We start from the raw sequence: 17,947 nt of genomic DNA, 5'->3' as shown, positions 1-17,947 counted from the left end.
GCTTTTTATTTACTTTAATAAAATAACGGCCTAAGAAGGTTTACATGACAATAATAAACTGGGGTCTACTTGGCCCTGATAAACTTGAATCTGAACGACGCACTCGCACCTTGGGTCTTGCAGTTGCTGTACGTGCATTTAATGACTTGGCAGTACCTAATTTAGGTGGGGTAAAATTTAGTAAAAATGTTTTTTTAGCCTGTTTGGGCATTCATGTGGCTGAAAAAGTAAGATTAGAGGGTAAGCAGGTAAGTAACATACAAGTTGCAAATGCAATTGAAGCGCTCGGCTGTATTTTGTCGTTTGAAAAAAATAATTGGCAGTCTGATGAAAGGTTAAGGGGAAACTCCAAGTTAGCAGGTGCAAAAGATTTATCATATAAAGTAGTTGGCGCTAACAATTATTATGTAACACAGCCTATGCGTATGGCTACTGTGCAATTATTACCAGGGCTTGGGTTAGTTGAATCACAAGGAGAGCGATTTAATAGCTATAGTTTGAACGACAACGGATTGAAGTTAGTTATTGCCGGCTGCGCTAATCTTAAATGCCATAACAGTAGTATTGTTAATTTTTTAGTTAAGTGGGTGCTAGGCAATCATAGAAATCCTAGAGTGAGTGGTTTAATACAGGCGCTAGCGCCAATTTATAGTTTAGCGGCAGACGCTACAGCTATTTTAAAAGACCGTTTGGTTTCTGGTAATGATGAGTCTGCACTTCGAAGAAGAAATGCATTAACGTGGGTTAGTAATATAAATACAAACCCATGTATTAATTGGCGAAAACCATCAGAATTAACAGACTTACATTTTAAAGACATAAAAAGCGGAGCTTACTTTTTCATACTCAGAGATAGTGTGATGATGTTATTAGACGCTATTGAAACCGCAGTTGCTAATGAAAAGTCGGGGAGTTTAGATTTACGTAAAGGCACTCCTTTAGATTTACAAAACGCATTAACCAGAGTGAAGTCGGCAGCAACTAGTTTTGTTAATTTAAGCCATGATCCTACACCTGATAAATTAGCGCTGAGTTTTGCACGTGAATGCTTACAAAGTCAGGATGAATTAATTATTTTAAGTGTTGTTGAAAGAGATAATTTAGTACTTAAAGTAAGAGATAAAGCTGTTATTAAAGGATCTGCTTTTGGTGGAGTCCAGCAAGATGCCAGCGACGCTGGCGAAACAGAAAGCTTATTTCCAAAAGGCGTTTCATTTCGTTTTAGGAACTTGTATCTACTGAATATTGACTTTAATGTGCAGCCCAATATGTGGCTAAATAAAAAGGAGAAAGCTGATGAGTAATCCATTACCACTTTCTTTATCGGCTTATTTTGTGCCACCGACAGATTGTATTGGTGAGTTTGGCTTGTTGACTGGATATTCTGCAGATACTCACTTTTTTAATGATGCACTTGATAAGTTTACGCAAACAATTAAATCACAAAGAGCCTATGAAGGAAGTGGTTATTTAGCCATGATGTTAGACCCAAGCCATCACCAGATATCTGCGGTTGACTGCCCTGGGTTGGTTCATTTAGCAGCTAAATCTAATACAGAAAAAAAGTTTAGATTATTACATGCAAAAGTAGCGTTATTACTATTTAAAAATAAGCTAACAGAGCAAAAAATTATTAGGGTTATTGTGTCTACGGGGAATTGGACACGCCAAACAATAGAAGACAGTTTAGATATGGTTTGGTCGATTGATTATGAAGTAGCCTATAGTGATGATCATCAAGTGCAAACTGATATTGCCAAGGTAAATGATTTTATCAATCACACTTTAACTTTTTTTAATATCGATATATTAAATAGCGTAAGAATAGAAAATAAAGCAACAGCAACAGCGTTAAGGTTTAAACACTATCAACATGTTTTAGATGAAATTAAGCCAGTAAAAAATGTACAACCTCGCTTTTTTGATAATACAAAGCAAGCACTCATCACACAGTTACCACATTTAATAAAAACACATAGTAATAATACAAAGTGCAATTATTTAGCCCTTGGTTCTGGTTTTTATGAAGGTGGAGATAATAAGAGCAAAGTGCCAAAAGTGATTTCTGAGATTGAAAAAGTATTACAGCAGGCTGGTCTCTTAACTAAAACAGCTGAAAAAGATGTTTATGTCAACCCTGATAATTGTCAACTAGTCGCTCAAACTTTAGATATATTAAATACAAATGATTGGTCAGTTAGGCCTGCTTACGATGCTGTTTATCAAAGTAAAAATTATCAAAGATCATTGCATGCAAAGTTTATTTTTTCAGCCAAAAATGGAAATGACGATATCTGCAAAAGATCATGGTTGTATTTAGGGTCAGGAAATTTAACAACGCCTGGCTTTTTAAGTAAAGCAAGTTTGCATGGCGGTAACCTAGAAGCGGGAGTTGTGTTTTCTCCAAAAGAATTGAGTTGGTATGGCGAAGATGACTCAGCTAATTGCATTAGTGATAAATTGCCTATTAATTGGGATGAAGAAACGATTATTACAGATGCTACGCAGTTGTGCTCAGGGAAAGGGATGCCAGAACTCGAAGGTGAATTTGTAGCTGCACCGATAAGTTATTTTACTATTTGTAGCTTAACTAAGACAGGTTGCTTATTACGACCTAATACTGATGATATAAAAGGCTATCAAGTTTGGTACGCTGAAAATTACGCGTGTGAGTGTAAAGGTGAAAATATAATTTGGCCCGATAATACTCCGAGGCAAGTGAAAGTTACGTGGAATATCAAAGATGAGACGCACAGCATTTATATACCTGTATTCGATGAGTTTGGACGAATGGCAGCAACCGCTTTGCCTGAGTTAGAGATAGATGACGCATGGAACTTACTAGGCGCATTCCCTACTTTGCCCGCAGAGGACGGTTTCGATGGCGAGGTGCTAGATGAAAGTCATTCAGTGGCATTAAATTGTCAGCATGAGACATCAGGTTCTAATTATCATATAAATAAAATGATGTTATTGATTGAACATATAGCACAAAAACAAACAGAACTAGATCCATTCAACTGGGAACAGTGGTGTTATCGTTTAGAGCAAATATTTTGTCAAATGAGTAAATCAGCAGCAATTTCTTACTTTAAAGAAATTAATATTAATCCATTATCCCCTTTATGGGCAGCCCCTTTTAGACCTCATTTTGCAGAAGATTCAAGTACTGAACAAGGTCGTTTATATGAGTCATTATTAAGAAAAATTGAACATAGTTTGGAATTGAATCAGTTAATAACGCTTGGAGGCAAAGGTGAGTAGTTTTTTAGGTTGGAAAAAGGTTGCTGAAATAATAAAACATACTCTCGCATTTAATGAGCGTTTGAACTCAACCCAAAAAGAAAGTGTAAATGCGATATTAAATAGGATAGCTGACACGGGAGTAATTATTGCTGATGAAGTCGGCATGGGTAAAACACGAATAGCAGTTGAGCTTATCCATGCTGTTAAACAAGCAGGTGGTCGTACAGCCATTATTGTGCCCACAACATTAGGATATCAATGGCAAAAAGAGCTTAATGAACGCGAAGCAGATTTAGCGCCACAGTTCACAGTAAATAGTCTCTGGCGTTTTATGTCTGCTTGGGCTGATGGTGATAAGCAAGAGCATTGGGATAAACAGTCGGTTATTTTATTATCTCAAAATTTTGCGAATTGGCGCATTGGTGGTAATTCTCATTCAAGTCGTTGGGCACTGTTACCAGAAGTGTATGCACAGTGGCGAAAAGCTAAAAATAACAGGTTACCTAATGGTTACAATAGCCATGAAGACCTAAAATATATGGATGCTGAATATTGCGCACGTAGAATTGTTGAACAAACATATTACCTATCGAATAATGATCCTAGAAAGAAAATTTTAAATTGCATCATTGAAAACTTTGAATGGGGTGTAAATTCATTTGGTGGGGATAATTTTTCTGCTGGAAGTGAATATCGAGATTTGTTAGAAAAAACGGTAGGTTTAGGACTCGGTTCATTTGACTTAGTTGTTATAGATGAAGCACATAAAAGCCGAGGTGAAAGCAGCAGCTTAAGCCGAATTTTGAATGAAATTATTATTCAAAATGATAATGGTCGCCGGTTAGCTATGACGGCTACACCTGTTGAGTTAAATGTTGAGCAATGGCAACAAATGCTCAATAGAATTGAGTTATCCGAATCTGATCAGCAGCCTATTTTAAAGAGTGTTGATAACTATGCTAAAGCTGTCGCTAAACTCAAGTTATATTGGAAGGTTGATGAGCAATCTAGGTTGAGTTTTCAGCGGGCGGCTAGAGCGTTTGAAAATTCGTTAAAACCTTATTTATTAAGAAGAGATAAGCGACAAGACCCAACAATTCAACAATTTCACTCTGTTTCAAATTTACCAATTAATGCATATAGGAAGCATACCCAGGTTGAAATCAAAGTAGAAGAACTATCAGGGCAGTGGAAGCAAATAGTGTGCTCTGTTGAGGGACTATCTGCTGCTTCAATTATGCAAGATGCGACTTCAAAAAGAGCACGACTTACACTAGCTAATGGTCACGGGATTGCTGGAATTATTGATAACTCAGCTTATTCATCCCCTGACGATGACGAGCTAGAAAATGATTTGAACAATGATGATAGTAAAAAGCTTCAACGAGCTCACTGGTGGAAAAAACAGATCACTGAAGTATATGCAAGTGGAGATGAATCGTTATATCAACATCCTGCATTATTAAAAGTTATTTCAGAAATTGAAAATAATTTAATGTTGGGTCAAAAAGCATTAGTGTTTGGTAAGTTGACCAAGCCTATGAGGATATTAGTTAATTTATTAAATGCAAGAGAAATGCTACGCAGGCTAGATAAAAACGAGTTTTGGCCTCAAACTAAAGTTCATATCAGTGATAAAGAAAATGATGACTCTGAAGTGCATGCGGCCAAATTTGCGTCAAAGCAACTTGGTTTAAATTGGGGTATTGATGAAATAAATGAGCGTTTAAAACGTCAATATGAAAAACATGCAAACCAAGTCGACCAAACTAAACAGCATCTAATTGAAAATATAGAGCGCTCTATCTCTTTATTGGATACACGTTGTGAACAGCTCTTCAAAGCATTTAAAAAATCTGTTGAACAAGCCTGCTCAGAGGAACATTCTGTTCTTACCTTTATGACTCGTGCTATTTATGAGCTATCAGATTCAAGCGATTTTAATTTAACATCTGAAGAAGTTGCTCAGGGTTTTAAAGATCTAATGGGGGCAGTCACAGCAGAAAATGAAGGTGATGCCGATGGTGATGGTCAATTAGATGAAAAAGAAGCAAGCAAGCTTTGGCCCTGTATAGAAGCAAGGGTAAAAGAAGAGTATGAACATGTTAGAGGTGGCATGGCGCGTTTAATGTATGGGAATACGTCAGCGGCAAGTCGTCGTATGTTACAGCTGGGTTTTAATCGTAAGAACAGTTTTCCTAATGTGTTAGTTGCACAGTCAGTAGTTGGAAGAGAAGGGTTAAATTTACATCAAGCTTGTCGGTTCGTATATTTATTACACCCAGAGTGGAATCCTGGCGTTGTTGAGCAACAAATAGGTCGTGTTGATAGGCTCGGATCTCGTTGGGAGAAAGAGTTTTATGAGCAACAAGACCAAGGGGGAGAGCTTCCATTTATTGAAATTAAGCAGGTTATATTTAAGGGAACTTATGACGAATATAATTGGCAGGTATTGCATGCACGCTGGGATCAACTTCGCTCACAATTACATGGAGTTGTCATCCCTATAAGTGAACGAGATGATGCGTTTTCACATTATTATGATGAATTATGCTCAGCTGCACCGGATTTTACTCCTTGATACAAAAGTTTATTAATGAATTCACATCGTCATTTATTTATTCTCGAGCTTGTGCCAATGGGGCCAAGCTTTATCTCGACACAACAATTACAACAGCAATTAATTGAACGTGGCTTTGACCTTTCAACCCGCATGCTCCAGCGAGACCTCCAATCACTTTACGAACAAGGTTGTTTTGGGCTTGAAAAAGACACGAGGAGTAAACCGTATGGTTGGTCTATCAATGCACAGTGGCGAGGTGGTAACGCAAAAGTAATGAGTAGCGAAATGGCTGAACACTATTTGTTGCTAGAGCAGTTACTACCGCAATCTGTCCCGAGTGATGTTAAGCAGTCAGTGCATATTAAAGCAGAGCAGGCGCTTAAACGTTTTAATGGGCATGTACCTGACTGGCTTGCAACCCTTCCTAAGCCTTCGTTAAAAGTGAATATTGATGCTCAGTTAGTGGCACAAATTGAGCATGCGATTAAGCATAAGCGTGCAGTGAGCGCTGAACTTTATAGGGTACTTTACGATGAAGCACATTGGTTGAAGTTTGCTGAGTTGAGTTTTTACAACTTAGTTGAGCAAGGCGGTGTTTTAATGGTGCAGTTTATGGTGGGGCAACTTCACGATAAATGCTACCAAATGCCGGTTTACCGTATTCGTAATGTACAGGTACTACAAAAAACACGACGTGGGCCAACTGCTGAGCAATTAAAATCGTTACGCAGTGCTATTAATAAAGGCATGAAGCAATCAGCTATTGAGTTAATTGTTAAAGTGCCCAGCCATTCGGCGGTTAATCAAGGTTTTATTGAACTTGGCGAGCTGATTGACAAGCAACATATTGACGATAAAAACGTATTACTCACCTACCAAACCATTGATACAGAGCAGTTAACTGATGAGTTGCTTAAATGTGCTCATTGGCTTGAGGTTATTAAACCTGAAAAGCTGCGGCAAAGAATTATTTCTAAGCTTAAAGCTGCTACTACAAACTACCTCTAATGACCTTAGCTAGTCTGGGTGCGTCAATTCTTGACGCACCTGTTTGCTATGCTTCTTTTAAAGATGAAAGGAGTGGTTATGTTTCAATTAATTGAGCAGCAAGATGGTTTATCTATTGGTGTATTTGGTATTGGTGGCTGCGGCTGTAATACGTTAAATAGTATTTATGAGCAGCGAGAGTCTGATCAGGCGCACTTGTACAGCGTTAATACCGACAAAGTGGTGCTTGAGCATACACAAAGTGATGAAGCAGTGCTTATAGGAGCTGAGCTCACTCATGGTTATGGCGCTGGGGCCGATCCTGAGGTTGGCCTACAGGCTGCTCAAGAGAGTAAAGAGCAACTGTTAGTATTAATAAATAGCTGCGATATTTTATTGTGTGCAACAGGGCTTGGTGGTGGCACCGGCACTGGCGCAAGCCCATTTATAGCGCAGCTTGCGCGTGAGCAAAATAAGCCAGTGATATTTGTAGCGACATTGCCTTTTAGCAGTGAAGGGCAGTTTAGAAGCAACATAGCGCAAGCAGGGCTGAATACCTTAAAAGAGTATGCTAATGCGGTGATCACGTTACCTAATGATCAACTTATTGAAGTGTTAGGTAATGATGTTGGCTTGTTTGATGCCTTTAAACACAGCAACCAAATATTGCATTCATTAATAAAATCGTTAATCGATATGCTGTGTTATCAAGGTTTGATTAACGTTGATTTAAACGACTTTGCTAAAATTATGGATTGCCAAGGCGATGCCGTATTAGGTGTAGGCAAGTGCGATCTTGAAGATGAACTTTCAAACGCGCTTGATGGGGCGCTTAATAATCCGCTGGTTAACCAAGTTGATATGTCATCAAGTACCGGCGTTATTGTGCAAGTAAACTGTAAAGATGAGATTTCACTGGGTAGTTATAATCTCATCACCGACACGGTTCGCCAGCAAGTTAGCCCTAATGCGTTAGTGATCTGTGGTGTGTCTAAAATTGAGAGCTTAGCAACTAATTACGAACTGTTGATCATAGCAACGGGCGCAAGCGCGAAGATGCTTGTTGAACCTAATGATAAAGCGCCTAATAGTGAACTAAAAAAGCCAGATGCTGTAATCTATAAACCTCAAGCTTCAGATATTTTTGATATACCCGCATTTATTCGTAATCAAGCCCCGCCGCCCTCCGGGAAATAACGGTTATTCACTATTTGTACTTAAAGGGTTGTTAGCTGTTGTTTTCAGAGTCTGAATATTTTTTTAAGTGGTATAAATCTATGAACGTATATTTAGATGATGAGAGGGAAACTCCAGCCGGTTGGTTACGAGCCTATTGGCCCGATGAAGTGATTAAACTTTTGAAGACCGGTAAAGTAAAGCAGCTCAGCCTTGATCATGATTTAGGAAATGATACTAAAGGCACTGGCTATGATGTTTTACTTTGGATTGAGCGGGCAGTGTTTATTGATGGCTTTGTACCACCAGCAATAACCGTTCATTCAGCTAATAGCTCAGCACGCATAAAAATGGAGCGCGCAATTACACAAATTAACTTACTGGCTAGAAATCAACAGGGCTCTAAACGCTGCTATAACGAGTCGTAAATCTTACAATTAAACAGGATTATTTATGACGATATTATATATCACTGGCGCAGGTGTAAGTGCAGCCAGTGACATACCGACTTTCAATAATATATTTAAGGCTCAAGTAAATCGGCAGCACTTAATGTGTAATTGATTGGTGGATAGTTAAACTCAAGGCTTTTGTTTTCTTCTCCTCTGAGCTTATAGTATTGTTTTTGTTCAGATTCTGTTGCGAAAGTAAGCCGCTGGCCGTTGTTTAAATAGGGTTGGCCGTTTTTAAATTTGATAAAGGTTTTTGACTCTCTAAATGTTAGGCCAAACCATTTATTATCTATTTCACCCTTTTTAAAACTGGGTGTTTTTTGCAATATAATTTTATGATGATACTGCTCATTGGTATCGGTTGAAAATAACACCACACTGTTATGTGTGAGCGGTATATCAAATTGCTCGTCACTATTTTTATGTTTAACGCGCAGAGTTCTAATATGCTTATCAGTTAATAAATCGGGTTTTTCGTAACACGAAAATAGCGCAATACATGAAGGTTTTTTAATGTCTAAGCACTGATCACTGTGATATTTCATGGTGCTGTAGCTGGCATCATACACTTCGACCAACGCATTGTTAAAGTCAGTCTCTGGTAATGCATGTTGTTTAAGCGCTTTATTTATATGCTCAACAATTTGCTGGTGGCAGGTTAAAAACGCTTGAGCTGGATTTTGATATTGGCTGGTGGTTCTAACAAGGGGAATACCCGCACTGGTTTTTTTAATCAGCGTGTTACCTAGCCGACCTTTCGTTATATTTTCTAATTGGGTATGCGCTTGTAAATGAGCAAATAAGTGCTCATCACAAGGGAGGGTTATTTTATAAAACGGGAAGGTCATAATATCGGCTTTTTATAATCGCCAGAGTTCATACTAAAATGCACTGTGCCGTAATCAACGTGGCTTTGGTATTTGTTTTCTTTGTAGTAAGCATCTCTTAAATCAAGCATGTTTTCGTCATTGATATTTTTCATTTCAATGAGTTCATCATTTTCTTTTATGAAGGTTTTATCGTTTGTATAAACCGCTTCTAAATTAGAGCAGCGTATTACATAGCCCATTCTAATAGGAATTTTATCTATGTTTAATACCGAAGGGCGTATTTCATGGGTATATAAGCGATTAGTTGACAGCGGAATAATAAACACCGAGTTAGGGTATAAAGTCACGGTAAATTCTTTTACTAATGATTCATCAGTAACTGAAGGCTTAAGTTTAAAAATCAAGCGAGTTAGGGCGCTTGATTTTTTATAACACCAATCGAATGTGTCGGTTTTTGATGGTGTTAGCTCAGCAAATTTACTGTTTTCGTAAAATGTACAAAAAGCAATTAGCCCCGCTTTTGGCATATCTTTGGTTTTATCTGAGTGGGCTTTTATTTTTGCTTTAACATCTTTTGGGTTATTTTCATCTTTAGCTTTATTTTCATAAATCTGCGCCAATACATGATTAAGGTCGGTAGGCTGTGTAAAGTCATATTTAGCTGCCTCATTTACCAAATTAACAACGTGATGGTCGGTTTCACGCAGGTTGTCGGTAGCCCCGGTTAAATTGCTAGAGCAGCGTAGTAAATGAAAATGCAGTTGCTCGTCTTTAGCGTTAGTTTGCGTTACTTTGCTGATGTATATGCCTTTACGCAGCGCGGTTGATGGTTTGTTAGACTCTGTTAATTGTTGAAAGTCATGCTCGGCTTTTATTTTTGAAAAATAGTCACATTCATCACTAAACAGTTTACGATAATAAACCCCCGCACCGTGAATATTTAATGGCACTTGCCCATGGCTAATGGTTGTTAGTGTCGCATTACTTATAGGCTCAATATTAAGAGAAAATTCTTTAATAACTAACAGCTCAACATGCTCATTAAAACAGCTATCAAGTTTTGCAAGATCGCCAATAACATATATTCTTTGCGGATCATTAACGCAGGTAATATCAGCTGCGAAGGTTATTGTTGTGCCACAAAAGTGTGTTAATAGGTAATTTAAATTAGCATCGCTACTATTTTTATCAGTAAGATTAATGAGTATATTTTTACTGTTAGAAAGTGAATTTTCGGCGTGCATATACATCCTTTGTTACTAGCGGCTGATGAATTATTAAATCATTATAGTATTGATGTATGGTTACTTTTATAATATTTACAAGTTGATGAATAAAACTTTTATAGAATATATTTAAACATTATCACGAGCGGTTATTAATACCTCTAATCACAGGGAAAAGCATGACTTTAAGGTGTTTTTGGCTCATTACACCGGCGATTGTGTCATATCGAGGGATACCTTGTATATGAGGGCTTATACTTTCCTTCTTCTAGCTTACTTGTGTATCTAATTCCAACTGCATTGATATCTTAGGTAAGCTCAATGCAGTTAGACTTTAAGAATTCTAAAAATACTTTTACCTTTTCTAGCGGGTATTTTCTGCCTGCATAAAATGCGTATAACACCAGATCTTCTGGTTCATGGTCGAGTTTAATATTGATCAATGAGCCGTTGTCTATATCTTCTTGGCATGCATGAATGGGTAAAATGGCATAGCCGAGCCCTTTTAGTGCAGCGGCTTTGGCCATGTTGCCACTGTTTACTTTAAAATTAGATTTTACTTGCACTGCTTGTTGCTGTTTAAAACGCCAAGGCATACCTTGCAGTACTGATAAGCTAGTAATACAAGGAACTTTACTTAACTCATCTAGCGAGCGAGGCGGTGGCGCATTGTTGATCAGTTGTGGCGCGCCAACAATGCAACTGGGCCAGCGCAGCAGTTCTTTAGCAACCCAACCTGAATCGTCCAATGGTCCACGGCCAAAGCGTAGCACCAAATCAAATCCCTCTAACAAGCCTTCGGTTGGATTTAATTGCGTATCGCAACTTAGTTGTATTTGTGGATGCACAGAGCAAAACTCTGCGCTTATTTCGGCTAAAAAAGGCAGATCAGGCATGATGATTTTAAGGTGCCCGGCAAGAGAATCACCATACACAGACACCTCTTCTAGTGAGTCATTCATTGCTTGTATCAGTGGGGTGATAGATTGATAAAGTTGTTTACCTGCAGCCGTTGCAATCATTTTTCGGGTGGTACGTTGTAATAATCTTAAATTAAGTTGCTTCTCTAATAACGCGACATGGCGGCTAACATTAGATGTAGGCAATTGCAGTTGTTCGGCTGCGAGTTTAAAGCTCAGTTGTTCATATACGCACTGAAAGCTGAGTAACCACTGAAGTTCGATTTTATCAATCATTAATTAACTCAAAATATGGGATTAATAACGCAATTATTACTAATTTATCTTAAAAAATGACTTTGTGATAATGGTTATTCAGTTAATTATTGAGGTAAAGAATATGAACAGCAAGCGAATTGCCATTGTGGGTGCGGGCATCGGGGGGATAGCGCTGGCCATTCTTGCAGCACGAAAAGGTTATCAGGTGAACATATTTGAGCGCGATAGTGAGATTTCCTCTATTGGTGCCGGGGTAACGTTATGGCCGAATGCAATGTTTGTGTTACAGCAAATGGGCTTGGATAAACAGATCCAAGCGCTGGGCGGTATGCCTTTGTTTATGCGTCAGTGTGATCAGCATGGCACGGTGCAAAGTGAATTTGATATTGCAAAAGTAAATACACTCAGTGGTTTTTCTAGTATCAGTATATTGCGCCGTGATCTTATGAGTGTGTTGGGCCGCACATTAGCTGATTTAGGGGTAAACATACATTTTAACAGCGCAATAACCGTATCAGAGATTGCTCAACTAAAACAAGATTTTGATTTAGTTGTGGGCGCTGATGGGCGGATGAACTCGGTGGTAAGGCAATTTTTATATGCTGAAAAAATCACTCCTCAGTATCAGGGGTTTATTAATATTATTGCTATTAGCCAGTTAAAACCGGGCACTTTAGATAATGTGATCCATGATTTTCGCGGCCGTGGCGAGCGCTTTGGTATTGTGCCTGTTAAAGCAGACCTTTGTTATTGGGCTGCCGGGTGGAGTACAAATATTGATAAAGCGCGGCCGCTATCTGCTTGGTATGAAGAAATGCACCAACGCTTTTTAACTTGGCCAGATGCAGTACAGCAGGTGCTTAAGTCTTATGATGAAAACTCACTCAAACGAATATTTGTGCACGATATTGACCGTTTGCCATATTGGCATCAAGGTAATGTACTGATTATGGGGGATGCGGCTCATGCTCCTTTACCTACTTCAGGGCAGGGGGCATGTCAGGCGCTAGAAGATGCTTGGCATCTTGTACGGGTGTTAGAAAAGTATGATGATTTAGAGCACGCCTTAACGGCTTTTTATCAACAACGCATAGATAAAACCTCAGCCTCTCAACTTGTTGGTCGGCAAGTCGCGCAGAAAATTTTCACTACAGCAGCTGATACCAATGAGACACCAGCGCTAGGTATCTCTGCTCAGCAGTTAGTAACGTTATGGATGCAAGGCTTGAGTAATTAACCTATCGAGCTCTGTTATTTAGGTGCGAGCAAGGCTATTTATGAGGTGGTTATTTGCTCGCTTATTCAGTTACTTGTAAGTTGTGGTTAACAATCCATTAAGTCTGGCTGTGTACAATTGCCGCCTTTACAATTGTTAACCAGTAATGGACTCGTACATTCAATGTCAACCTCAACGTGTTACTCGCCTTTAGCAGCATCGCTGCGTTTTTCAGTTATTAGTTTATCGGTTTTTAGTGCTATGAATGCGGCGGCTGCCGAGCAATTAACAGGCACTCAAACAGAAAAAGATATGGAAGTGATTGAGGTGCGAGGTATTCGCTCTAGCATGGCTGAAAACTTAGCGGTGAAGCGTTTATCAAGTTCTGTGGTTGATGCCATTACCGCTGAAGACATTGGTAAATTCCCGGATAAAAACGTGGCTGATTCATTAGCCCGTGTGCCGGGTGTAGTGATTGAACGTGAAGGCGGTGAAGGATCAACGGTGAGTATTCGTGGTTTATCGTCTGATCTTACTTACACGCAGTTAAATGGTAATTTTATTGCCTCGTCACCAGGAGAGCCATCTCGTTCATTTGATTATGCTTTACTCCCATCAGCGATGATCGCAAGCGTTGAAGTATTCAAATCACCTGAAGCGCGACTAGATGAAGGTGGCGTCGGTGGTACAGTGTTAATGCATAGCCGCAAACCATTGGATATGGATGCTAATTCGGGCGTTTTTAATGTTGAAAGTACTTATGCAGATGTAACGGAAGATTATGAACCTCAGTTTACTGGTTTGTATTCATGGAAAAACGATAGCGATAGCTTTGGTTTTTTACTTGGCTATACCCGTCAAGAGCGCACCAACCGTACGCTCTCTGGTGGCACAGATGCCAATGTTTGGCGTTACACAGGTCAGCAAGCTGTTGATATAAATGGTAACGAGGTTAATAACAGTAATGACTGGGGCGCGGTGACTGATGCCAACGGGCAACGTTATGAGAATATGTGGTTTCCGCAGGTGGTGCGCAGCTCTGTTGTGAATGAAAAACGTGAACGTGAAGGCGTGCAGTTTTCGACTCAGTGGCGACCAACTAATCGCATTGAACTAGGTTTTAATTACTTTGGTTTTAGTTTAAAGCAACAACGCAGCGACTCGGTCGTTGATATGCCGGAATGGGCGTTAAATCCTGACTTTTTAACCGGTATTACACTTGATGAAAGTGGCACAATTGTCAATGGCATGGACTACAGTGCCATGGCCAGTGGCGTTGAAAAAGATATGCAATTGCCGTGGTTGCGCGGCAGTTATTTGGATGAAGAGTCAACCTCTGATACTTTTGATTTTAACTTAAGCTACGAAGGCGACAACTTTACAGCACGCTTTGTCGTTGGTAAAACTAAAGCTAAAGGCGGGCCAAAAGAAAGTTGGCAAGCAGCGTATAAAAGCTCAAACGCGGGTGAGGGGCAAAGTAATATTGAGAACGCCTCGCAAAGTGCCGCTTGGTCAATCAGTGATGACCGTATTTCGATGCTGATAGACCCAAATACACTCAATAACTTACTCGCAGGTGTTGGCGGAGGTCGTGATGCAGGCTCATCGAACTCAAGTTTTGTACGTAGCACCTTAGCAGAAAAGTACTACCAAGGCGACGTTGATTTTTATGTTGATTGGGGCATATTGACCACCATTCGCACTGGTGCAAAATACCGTGATGCATCACTGCATCGCGAAACGGGCAACAACTTTTTCCTTGATCCAAGTTTTGATATTGCCGCAGGCGAGGCAAGCGCAGGGGGTATCACGCAATTTGATAGCTATCAATGGAATAATGGTATGCCACAGGCACAAGATGTGTTTAATGTGGAAGGTGAAAGCAATATTGCTGGTGGCTTTAATATCAATTTAATGCCAACTATTAATTGGCATAAATATCGCGATTATATTTACAGTAACTATGTGCCGTATACTCGAATTGAAGATAACTTTGTCTATGATATTGCCGAGCAGATCAGTGCGTTTTATTTACAAGGTGATTTTGAGTACAGAGATATACGCGGTAATTTTGGTGTGCGCGTTGTACAAACCAAGACTAGCAGTGCTTCAACCGATCTCTATACCTTTTTATTGGATGAAACCGATGACGAAACGGGCGAGCAAATCACCGGTGATGATCGTTTAGTTGAGCAATACCAGTTGATCACGCAGCAAACAGCAGACACCCACGTATTGCCGAGTTTAAATATTGCGTGGGATGCCAGTGATGATGTGGTGATCCGTGGTGCGCTTGCTAAAGTGATGTCGCGCCCCGATTACGGCGATTTGGGTAGTCAACAGCGTATTACTTATGTGTCGGACGAATGGGCAGATGATCGCGCCGCTTTTAATGAACAACCCGGTTTTAGTGGTAGTGGTGGTAATAAAAATTTAAAAGCGTTTGAGTCAGTACAAGCCGATTTATCTCTTGAGTATTACTACGCGCCAGGCTCTGCATTAGGTGTTGCGTTATTTCATAAACAGGTCGATAACTTTATCGTGCCACTGGTGATTGATTCACAGCGTGAATTTGCAGGGCAAGCAGGTCTTGTTGATGCTGGTACTATTAGTATTTCCCCGTATAGCACAGTAGGTAATGGTACTGATGCGGTATCAAAAGGGGTGGAAGTGTTTATTCAACACGCCTTTGATAGTGGCTTTGGTATTTACGCAAACTACACGTATAACAACACCAATCAGGCCGATGTAACAGTTGCAGGTGAAAAGTTAGCAGAGTCGCCATTAATAGGCAGTGCTGACTATCAATATAACACCTCCGTTTATTATGAAGGGGATAGTTTTAACATTCGCGCTTCGTACAATAAACGAGGTGAAACGGTGCTCGGTATTAACAGTGGTTTAAATGTCTACCAAGATCCATACCAGCAAGTAGATGTAAATGCAGCATATAACGTTACCGATAACTTAAGCTTTACCGCAGCGGTAATTAACTTAACGCAATCGGAGTCGGTAACACGTTTGGGTAAAGATACCGATGCGCGGCTACTTAATACTAGTTATTCAGGCCGCCGTTATTATGCTGGGATTAATTACAGCTTTTAAGTGTGCTAACAGCGCGATGTATAATCGCGCTTACTAGCTTACTAGCTTACTAGCTTACTTAGCATAATCGCGCTTTTTAGACATGCCGCCAATGCCCGTATTAAAGCTATTGGTTGGATCTAAATTGCGATAGTTATCAGCAAGGGCTGGTTTTGCATCATAATGATGTCCTACATTATGCTCTGCGGGGTATTGCGCGCCGCGTTGCTCTAATAACTCAAGTAAGGCTGCTTTAATTGCTTTGCCGTCTTCACCTTTACGCACTAAGTAATCTTGGTGAAATACGTGACATAAAAAGTGCCCGTAATACAGTTTCCCTACTAATTTATTGCAGATGCTTGGCGGTAATTTTTCGAACCATTCGTTGTCGTTACGTTTTAAAGCGATATCCAGCGCGAGAATATCTTCGACTTCTTGATGATTTATTTTGGCATATTGCACAGCAGCACCTGCGGCAGCAAAACGTAGTAAGTATGCCGATTTAGCTTCTTGCTCACTACACTGAAAAAAATCAATTTGGTAGTCTTTTTGAACGTGTTCAAGCAATGCAAGAGTTTGTTGATGCGCCTCGCCTTTAACTGTCAAAATGAGCTGATGTTGATATTGACTATTCCATTGCTTGAGCTTATTGGGTGTTTGACTTGGGAACAGTTTTGCGAAGCAATAAACTAGTTTATCAATAGCATTTTTGGATATAAAAGGCAGTTTTTGACAGACGGAATCGAGCTGGCGCTTAATATTAAAAAAAGTAGGCAACCAATTGGTGCCAAGATGTTTAATTAATAATACTGTATCTCGACCATAATTATCAGCAAGCTCAAAAATATCACGGTGTAAATATTCGGCGTAAACAGGCAAGCTGGTGGCTTGCTCTAATAACGTTTTTCGTACCGCTTGCAACGCAGTGGAGGAATTAGTACCGAGGTAAAACGTCAGTTCTTGTTGATTTTTTGCGAAGGTATCTACTCGTACGGCAAATACAGCTAGTTTTCCCGCACAGCCGCTGGCTTGATGTAAACGCCGAGGATCGGCATTAAATCGTGCCGGGGTATCATCATCTGTTTTACGAACCCAATCGGCATATTCGCGATCGGATGCTTTCTTAGCTGTCGTTTTAACATCTTGGGTGCGGTATTTTTTATTTTGTAAATTAGTGAGTATTTGCTCTGGTGTATCGCCAAGTTCAATATCTAAATTATTAATTAAACTGAGGCTACCATTGCTATTTACTTGGGCGTATAAGGCAAGTTCAGTATATGCTGGGCCTCGCTCAACTAAAGCGCCACCTGAGTTATTACATACCCCACCGACAATCGATGCGCCAATACATGATGAGCCAATAACTGAATGTGGTACTCGGCCGTATGGGGCGAGGGCTTTTTCTAATGAGAACAAACTCGCCCCAGGGAACGCGACAATTTGTTGTTGCTCAGCTAATACTTGAATGTCGTTAAGGCGCGAGGTGTTGATGATCACCGTATTGCGATCGCAACCTTGTGTCGGTGTTGAGCCGCCCGTTAAACCGGTATTTGCGGCTTGCATAATAACGATGACCTTTGCACTTACACAGGCTTGTAAAATATGCCATTGTTGTAATAGTGTTGCCGGTTTTACTACTGCTAGTGCCGGACCGTGACCTTCTCTAAAGCCTTTACGGTAAGGAGCAGTTGCACGATCGCTCGTTAATACATAACGTGCGCCAACAATCTTTTTAAAAGATCGAACTAAGGAGGATTGTGACATGAAAACTCTAGTTAAGTGAAGACTTTAACGATGTATCTATATACTGGCTTTTGCGCACACTGGTACGCAATTTTTCTTGTTCTAAAACTTGTGTCGCGTCGATATCATTTAAAGGTATCGCATCTTCGCGGGTTAAGTTGCCATCGGCCACCAGCGATAAATAACGCGAACAACAGACACGTAAAAATGAAGTGAAATTACCAATGTCGTGATCAGCATCAAGAG

General features: G+C 39.9%; 12 protein-coding genes and 1 pseudogene. 8 read left to right on the top strand and 5 right to left on the bottom strand.

The annotated features are described in order from the left end of the window. Positions 1-44: 44 nt before the first annotated feature. The 6 genes from FW757_RS14950 (at position 45) to FW757_RS14925 (ending at position 8,400) form a co-directional block, all read left to right on the top strand. Complete coding sequence (locus FW757_RS14950) at positions 45-1,304, top strand: hypothetical protein (RefSeq protein ID WP_182784685.1); 1,260 nt, start codon at positions 45-47, stop codon at positions 1,302-1,304. Further along, positions 1,297-3,264, top strand: coding sequence for a hypothetical protein (locus tag FW757_RS14945; RefSeq protein ID WP_182784687.1), 1,968 nt, complete (start codon positions 1,297-1,299; stop codon positions 3,262-3,264). The genes FW757_RS14950 and FW757_RS14945 overlap by 8 nt, the downstream gene beginning before the upstream one ends. Then, the gene (locus tag FW757_RS14940) at positions 3,257-5,827 is read left to right on the top strand and encodes a DEAD/DEAH box helicase (protein ID WP_182784689.1); all 2,571 of its coding nucleotides are present in this window, start codon (positions 3,257-3,259) and stop codon (positions 5,825-5,827) included. Before FW757_RS14945 ends, FW757_RS14940 begins: the two co-directional genes overlap by 8 nt. Positions 5,828-5,842: 15 nt before the next feature. Continuing rightward, on the top strand, positions 5,843-6,817 hold the full coding sequence (locus FW757_RS14935) for a helix-turn-helix transcriptional regulator (protein WP_446441378.1): 975 nt from the start codon (positions 5,843-5,845) through the stop codon (positions 6,815-6,817). A gap of 78 nt (positions 6,818-6,895) precedes the next feature. After that, the gene (locus tag FW757_RS14930) at positions 6,896-7,993 is read left to right on the top strand and encodes a cell division protein FtsZ (protein WP_182798060.1); all 1,098 of its coding nucleotides are present in this window, start codon (positions 6,896-6,898) and stop codon (positions 7,991-7,993) included. An 80-nt stretch (positions 7,994-8,073) separates the two neighbouring features. After that, positions 8,074-8,400: a cyclic-phosphate processing receiver domain-containing protein gene (locus FW757_RS14925; RefSeq protein WP_145242070.1), complete on the top strand. Its 327-nt coding sequence runs from the start codon at positions 8,074-8,076 to the stop codon at positions 8,398-8,400. A gap of 95 nt (positions 8,401-8,495) precedes the next feature. On the opposite strand, the gene FW757_RS14920 is transcribed toward FW757_RS14925, so the two are convergent. From FW757_RS14920 to FW757_RS14910, 3 genes are all read right to left on the bottom strand, one after another. Next, on the bottom strand, positions 8,496-9,272 hold the full coding sequence (locus tag FW757_RS14920; RefSeq protein WP_182830849.1) for an alpha-ketoglutarate-dependent dioxygenase AlkB: 777 nt from the start codon (positions 9,270-9,272) through the stop codon (positions 8,496-8,498). Next, positions 9,269-10,498, bottom strand: a complete 1,230-nt coding sequence (locus FW757_RS14915) for a hypothetical protein (protein ID WP_446441377.1) — start codon at positions 10,496-10,498, stop codon at positions 9,269-9,271. The genes FW757_RS14920 and FW757_RS14915 overlap by 4 nt, the downstream gene beginning before the upstream one ends. 290 nt (positions 10,499-10,788) lie before the next feature. Beyond that, a complete protein-coding gene (locus tag FW757_RS14910) occupies positions 10,789-11,676 on the bottom strand; it encodes a LysR family transcriptional regulator (protein ID WP_182761778.1) in 888 nt (295 codons plus the stop codon). 103 nt (positions 11,677-11,779) lie between these two features. Here FW757_RS14910 and FW757_RS14905 point away from each other — a divergent pair, with 103 nt between their 5' ends. Together FW757_RS14905 and FW757_RS14900 are read left to right on the top strand one after the other, a co-directional pair. After that, positions 11,780-12,895, top strand: a complete 1,116-nt coding sequence (locus FW757_RS14905; protein ID WP_182719074.1) for an FAD-dependent monooxygenase — start codon at positions 11,780-11,782, stop codon at positions 12,893-12,895. A 162-nt stretch (positions 12,896-13,057) separates the two neighbouring features. Beyond that, complete coding sequence (locus tag FW757_RS14900) at positions 13,058-15,979, top strand: TonB-dependent receptor (RefSeq protein ID WP_446441376.1); 2,922 nt, start codon at positions 13,058-13,060, stop codon at positions 15,977-15,979. A 54-nt stretch (positions 15,980-16,033) separates the two neighbouring features. Here FW757_RS14900 and dld read toward each other — a convergent pair whose 3' ends face one another. Together dld and FW757_RS14890 are read right to left on the bottom strand one after the other, a co-directional pair. Continuing rightward, complete coding sequence (gene dld, locus FW757_RS14895) at positions 16,034-17,722, bottom strand: D-lactate dehydrogenase (RefSeq protein WP_446441375.1); 1,689 nt, start codon at positions 17,720-17,722, stop codon at positions 16,034-16,036. Positions 17,723-17,729: 7 nt separating this feature from the next. Then, positions 17,730-17,947: pseudogene (locus FW757_RS14890) on the bottom strand (ribbon-helix-helix domain-containing protein); the annotation flags it as partial.

This window comes from Pseudoalteromonas sp. 1181_04 (assembly GCF_052850545.1).
The sequence above is the reverse complement of the archived record's forward strand: the minus strand, read 5'-3'. Positions and strand labels throughout refer to the sequence as shown.

Coding starts and splice junctions, on each gene's coding strand:
- FW757_RS14950 (WP_182784685.1), top strand. CDS start 45: ATGACAATAATAAACTGGGGTCTACTTGGCCCTGATAAACTTGAATCT.
- FW757_RS14945 (WP_182784687.1), top strand. CDS start 1,297: ATGAGTAATCCATTACCACTTTCTTTATCGGCTTATTTTGTGCCACCG.
- FW757_RS14935 (WP_446441378.1), top strand. CDS start 5,843: ATGAATTCACATCGTCATTTATTTATTCTCGAGCTTGTGCCAATGGGG.
- FW757_RS14930 (WP_182798060.1), top strand. CDS start 6,896: ATGTTTCAATTAATTGAGCAGCAAGATGGTTTATCTATTGGTGTATTT.
- FW757_RS14925 (WP_145242070.1), top strand. CDS start 8,074: ATGAACGTATATTTAGATGATGAGAGGGAAACTCCAGCCGGTTGGTTA.
- FW757_RS14920 (WP_182830849.1), bottom strand. CDS start 9,272: ATGACCTTCCCGTTTTATAAAATAACCCTCCCTTGTGATGAGCACTTA.
- FW757_RS14915 (WP_446441377.1), bottom strand. CDS start 10,498: ATGCACGCCGAAAATTCACTTTCTAACAGTAAAAATATACTCATTAAT.
- FW757_RS14910 (WP_182761778.1), bottom strand. CDS start 11,676: ATGATTGATAAAATCGAACTTCAGTGGTTACTCAGCTTTCAGTGCGTA.
- FW757_RS14905 (WP_182719074.1), top strand. CDS start 11,780: ATGAACAGCAAGCGAATTGCCATTGTGGGTGCGGGCATCGGGGGGATA.
- FW757_RS14900 (WP_446441376.1), top strand. CDS start 13,058: ATGTCAACCTCAACGTGTTACTCGCCTTTAGCAGCATCGCTGCGTTTT.
- dld (WP_446441375.1), bottom strand. CDS start 17,722: ATGTCACAATCCTCCTTAGTTCGATCTTTTAAAAAGATTGTTGGCGCA.